This is a genomic window from uncultured Thiohalocapsa sp., assembly GCF_913062725.1.
GTDB lineage: Bacteria > Pseudomonadota > Gammaproteobacteria > Chromatiales > Chromatiaceae > Thiohalocapsa.
The window spans coordinates 1-4,007 of the sequence record NZ_CAJXWY010000117.1 but is presented as its reverse complement, the minus strand read 5'-3'; the positions used below and the strand labels follow the sequence as shown (position 1 = coordinate 4,007).

Here is a 4,007-nt window from a genome sequence, read left to right as displayed (position 1 = left end):
CGGGACGGGCGGGCGATGTGGCTGCGGCGCGCACGCTGTCGCCGGCGTCGGTCCGCAGCGTCGGCGGCGACCGGGAAGGCGCACATGTGGATCAGGCGATCCCTGGCCACCAGGGCGCCGCCGGCGACGACCTGGCCCGTGAAGCGCAGATCCTGGCCCTCGCCGATGGCGTCGAAGGCTTGGGTGCTGGCCTCGGTGAGTGCCTGCAGGAAGGTGCCCGCCGCATCCAGCGGTGTGATCTTGGCGTCGGCGGCGGCCGTTGGCCGTGGCTGCCGCGCTGGATCAAACGGCGGCAGGCCATCCAAGCCTGCGTTGGCGATGGCATCGGCGAACTGGGCGTCCAGCGCGTCCAGGGCGCAGCTCTGCACCAGTTTGGGCAGGGTTTCGGTGCAGGTCTGCGCGCAATCGAAGAGGTCCAGGCTGATCACTTTGCCCGCCAGCACGAAGACCGCGCCCAGTTGCTGGGACACCGTGTGGAAGGCCCTGTCGTAATCGTCGAGCTGTCGCCGGCGGCTGTCGTACAGGGCCGCCGCCGCTGCCGTGTCCGACTGCACCCGCATGCGGGCTGATTTTGCGTGGATGTCCTGCCAGATGGCGCCCTGGTCGGCATGCCGTAACTCGGCGCCGATCAGCGATTGGCTCACCTTCGCCGCCTTGTGCGAGCGCCCGGTCGCATAATGGGCACGCTTGGCGCTGCGGAATTCGGCGGAGACGTGGCGCCAGCGTCCGGCCTCGACGCAGGACACTGGAATCTCGATGTGCTCGTTGGCCGGCGCCAGCACGCTCAGGTTGAGGATGCGGTTTTGCTTGGCGCCGATCAGCTCTTCGCCGTCGAGTAGCAGGACGGGGCGCTCGCCGTTGTTCTCGAAGCGCAGTGTGGGTACGCTGCCGCCCTCGGAGATTTCGGTGACGCGGGCGCGCTTGGTCTCCAGCGCCGCATCGAGCAGCAGGTAATCGGGGGTGGTCAGGCCCTCGCCCAGCAGCGGGATCATGACCAGATCAGCGTGTCTTTGCTCGGCGCCCAGCCGTAGGCCGGACAGGGTGGTTTTGATGATTGACATGGCAGGTCTCCTGAATTGACCGCCATAGTGAATCAGGGTTTTGCGTCAGGACTTGTCGCCTGGTCCGCGGCGTCGACCGAGCCCCCATTGGTCGCCGCCCGCGCGCACTGAGCGCGACGACCCGCTGGCGGCGCCCCGGGCGCGTTGGCCCAGCATTGATCGATCCGAGTTGACCCTGAGATTTTGCACACGATCGCTCCTGCCCCATTCCCACGCGCCCCGTCATACCGCAAAATGTAACGGGAATGTGACGATATCCTGAAGTGTACGACGTGCCACGGCTCACAACGCCGCTCGAGTGGTCGCGCCGTGTTGGCTGTGCCCGAACCACTGGGTGACACGACTGATTGCGTCGTGGCAGTCCGCCATACTGGCCCCACGAATGCTCATACTCCTCCCTTTTATGATGACCTCTCTGCGCCAGGTTGGCGCACAGCTGCGCGCACGCCGGCTCGAGCGCCAACGTCACGATCCATCGTTCACGCTGGTCTATTTGTGCGACGCCATTGGCTTGCCGCCATGCGAGCTGCTGGCGCTCGAACGGGGCGTTGCCGTGAAGTTGGACGCCAAGACGCGTCATCTGCTCGCCGAACTGCTGGAGATGGATCCCGCTGTGCTGTCCGCAATACCCGCAACAGCGTGGGATGAAGATGCGTCATGGCAAGCGCATGAGAGCTTCGGAGCACATGTCAAAGCGCGTCGCGAGGAGCTGCGCAAGACCGATCGCCGCTATGGCCTGCGGCAAGTCGCCGAGCGCGTCGGCCTACCGCCGGCGTATCTGTCCAATATCGAGCACGGCAAGAAAGGCGCACCCAATGAGGATGCCATTTGCGCGCTCGCCGATGAGCTGGATGAAGACCCCGATGTGCTGCTGGCGATGGCGGGTAAGCTCGCCAGTGATGTGCGGGGTATCGTCCTGCGCCGACCCAAGCTCTTCTCCCAATTGATCCGGTCGCTTGCACACCGGACGGACGAAGAGATCCATCTGGCATTGCAGGCCTTTGACGAGCCGAAGCAACGGGCTCGCGCCCTGGCCCGGGAAACCCTGGGGATTCTCGAGTCGGGTCATTACCTCGACCCGCTGGGGCAGCAGGTGGAGATCGGCGCGATGCTGCAACACGCCGTTGCACACACGCACACCCACGCACCGGAGGACTTCGCGCATCGGCAATTCAAGGGCTTCAATACCCGTGCGCGGCGCATGCGCATCGACGTGCAACAGGTGCCAACGCTGCAGGCCATGCAGACACTCGCCGACCGCCCACCGCGGTCTGTGCTGGTGTTGAATTTCGCCGATGCCCATGAGCCCGGGGGTAACTTCCTGAGTGGCGGTCGGGGTCAGGAGCAGACCCTCATGGGCGCCACCGGGCTGCTCAGCTGCCTCAGGCAACAGCGTGCTTTCTATCAACAGCACCAGGACCGTGACCCCTTTTATTCAGATCATCTGATCTATGCGCCCGCGGTGCCGGTGTTTCGCGACACCGATGGGCGGCTGCTGGCGCGGCCCTATAGCTGCGCCTTTATCAGCGCAACGGCCATCAATGCCCGGATCGTGGAGCAGCGCGCGCCGCAACGGCGCGACGAGATCACCGAGTCCATGTCGCGGCGCATGCACAAGGTGCTGCGCTGTGCCCAGGCTTACGGTCATGACCACCTGATCCTCGGCGCCTGGGGCTGCGGCTCCTTTGGTAACAGTCCACGACTGGTCGCGCGGCTGTTTTTCGATGCGTTGCAGCACGAATTCCAGGGTGCGTTCAGATCGGTGGTGTTCGCCGTCCGTGATCAGGCCACCGCTGAGATCTTCCGGGAGCAATTCCAGCCCGTAGCGCTGGTCGACGACCTGCCGCTGTTTCTGCAAATGAAGATGGCGCCCCGGGCACCCAAGGCGCGCAAGTACGATGCGAAGCGTGCGCTGTCCTTGGCGGACGGTACGGCGTGCCTGGATACGTTTCAGGCTGCACCTGACTTCGAGCCCGTGGAGCCCGGCGACACCGAGCCCAGCGCTTCGATGCTGGCGCAGGCCCGCGACACCTATCGCGAGCTGCGTATCAGGGTTTGGCGTGAGGCCACCCGGCCCGACACATCGGATACCGATGCCCGCCGGCGTTATCGCGACAACCAGGCGCGGTTTCGCTCGATGGTCATGTCCATCTGCGAGCGCGCCAACCTTGCGTACTATCGCTCACCCACGCCGGAGGCGCGCACCCAGCTTTGGCATCACTTGTGGACGAAGACCCGTTACTCGGGGATTCGTGCCCAGATCGCCACCACGGAGGTGGCGGATCTCACGCCGTTGTTCGATGACTATCGGTGGTTTTCTGACGCGTGCTGGGATCTGGAGAATAAGGGGCACGATATCGTTCGCGCCGGCCCCTGTGTGACCGATTTCATTCACCGGACCGGTCCCTTTGCCGGGAAGCAGACGGTGGCCAACATTCCGAAGCTGCAGAAGCTTATCAGTGTTGCACGGGCATTCAAGCACTATTTTGAGCTCTACCCGAATGAGATGGCGCTCAGCTTTGTGACCGGAGATTTGCCTTGTGATGCGCAGGCGGTCTGGAAGATCCTCAAGCGACTCGATCAGCAGGGCTATCGGGGCGATCTGACCAGCCTGCATCTGCTGATGGACCTGGGCTTTCCGGTGATCAAGCCCGATATCGTCCTCGCGCGGCTCTTTTTGCAGCTCGGCTGGCTGCATGCGGCGCTGCCCAACCTGCCATCCGATCTCGCCGAGGCCGATCTGCGGGGCTCCGGCCAGTATAAGACCAGCTATCTCTATACCAAGCCGACGCTTTATCAGCCCATGATTGTCTTCGCCAATCGATTGGTGGCGGGCTTGGATGCGGACGTGCTGGAGCGCGACATCGGCTGGGTCTCATCGAATCCGCTGCGCGAGTTCGATCTCTTTACGGTGAAGGCGGGACAACTCCCCGAGGACGCATTTGG

2 protein-coding genes are annotated in these 4,007 nt (G+C 64.1%); one reads left to right on the top strand and one right to left on the bottom strand.

The features are described from left to right. Positions 1-1,061: DUF6569 family protein (locus QZ588_RS17810; RefSeq protein ID WP_366929610.1), on the bottom strand; the 1,061-nt coding region annotated here is incomplete at its 3' end. Between the two features lie 403 nt (positions 1,062-1,464). Between QZ588_RS17810 and QZ588_RS17805 the strand changes: the two genes are divergently transcribed. Beyond that, the coding region (locus QZ588_RS17805; RefSeq protein ID WP_295544433.1) for a TIGR02452 family protein at positions 1,465-4,007 on the top strand (2,543 nt) is incomplete at its 3' end.